The 1,323-nt window shown below is 58.4% G+C and carries 2 rRNA genes; both read left to right on the top strand.

Going from position 1 to position 1,323, the window contains the following annotated elements:
* A 16S ribosomal RNA gene (locus ACA511_RS40575) occupies window positions 1-115 on the top strand; the annotation flags it as partial.
* A 433-nt stretch (window positions 116-548) separates the two neighbouring features.
* Window positions 549-1,323 (top strand): 23S ribosomal RNA (locus tag ACA511_RS40580); the annotation flags it as partial.

The following is a 1,323-nucleotide window of genomic DNA, read 5'->3' on the forward strand; positions in this document are numbered from 1 at the left end:
AAGCCCGTGGCCCAACCACCTTGTGTGGGGGGAGCGGTCGAAGGTGGGGCCGGCGATTGGGACGAAGTCGTAACAAGGTAGCCGTACCGGAAGGTGCGGCTGGATCACCTCCTTTCTAAGGAGCACAGCTGGCCAGGCCGCCTCGCATGCGAGGGGTCGTGGTCGGTGGCTACCGTTGGCGGCGCATGTCCGTCAGGTGGCTGCTCATGGATGTGGAGCACTGGCTATTCATCGGGTCGTTCACGCGGCCCGGCTAGTACCGCCCCTGGTGGGAGACCATGGGGGAGTGGGGACGCCGGGTTCGGGTGGGGGGTCTGGTGGGCACGCTGTTGGGTTCTGAGGGAGTGGGCATTTTTGCCTGGTGGCCTCGGACTGCGGGACCGGTCGCCGCATCACTTGTTCTGGGTGGTGCGGTGCCGGTGGGCCCGGTTGTTTTTTGAGAACTGCACAGTGGACGCGAGCATCTCTGGTGGGAGATACGTCCCTTTCTTGTTTTTTGGGGAGGGGGTTGTGTTTCTCATCTGCGATTTGTTTTGATCGTTTTGTGTGTTCAAGTTTTTAAGGGCATACGGTGGATGCCTTGGCATCAGGAGCCGATGAAGGACGTGGGAGCCTGCGATATGCCTCGGGGAGTCGGCAACCAGACTTTGATCCGGGGATTTCCGAATGGGGAAACCTGGCACCCGTCATGGGGTGTCGCCGCCTGCTGAATGTATAGGCAGGTTGGTGGGAACGCGGGGAAGTGAAACATCTCAGTACCCGCAGGAAGAGAAAACAATAGTGATTCCGTGAGTAGTGGTGAGCGAAAGCGGAGGAGCCTAAACCGTGCGCGTGTGATAGCCGGCAGGTGTTGCGTGTGCGGGGTTGTGGGACCATCCTGGTTCAGCTGCCGCTGGATCGAAGAGTTATAAAATATCGTGATAGTCGAATGGCATGGGAAGGCCGACCGTAGACGGTGAGAGTCCGGTAGACGAAATTGCGATGTCTCTTGGGTGTGTTCCCGAGTAGCACGGGGCCCGTGAAATCCCGTGTGAATCTGCCACGACCACGTGGTAAGGCTGAATACTTCCTGGTGACCGATAGCGGATCAGTACCGTGAGGGAATGGTGAAAAGTGCCCCGGTGAGGGGTCGTGAAATAGTACCTGAAACCGTGTGCCTACAAGCCGTCAGAGCGTCCTCAAGGGGCTTGTCTCCTTGTTCGTGATGGCGTGCCTTTTGAAGAATGAGCCTGCGAGTTATGGTGTGTGGCGAGGTTAACCGGTGGCGGGTAGCCGTAGCGAAAGCGAGTCTGAATAGGGCGTTTTCAGTCGCATGCTGTAGAC

It is taken from the genome of Actinomadura sp. GTD37 (assembly GCF_041951365.1).
In the GTDB taxonomy this organism is placed as follows: Bacteria; Actinomycetota; Actinomycetes; order Streptosporangiales; family Streptosporangiaceae; genus Spirillospora.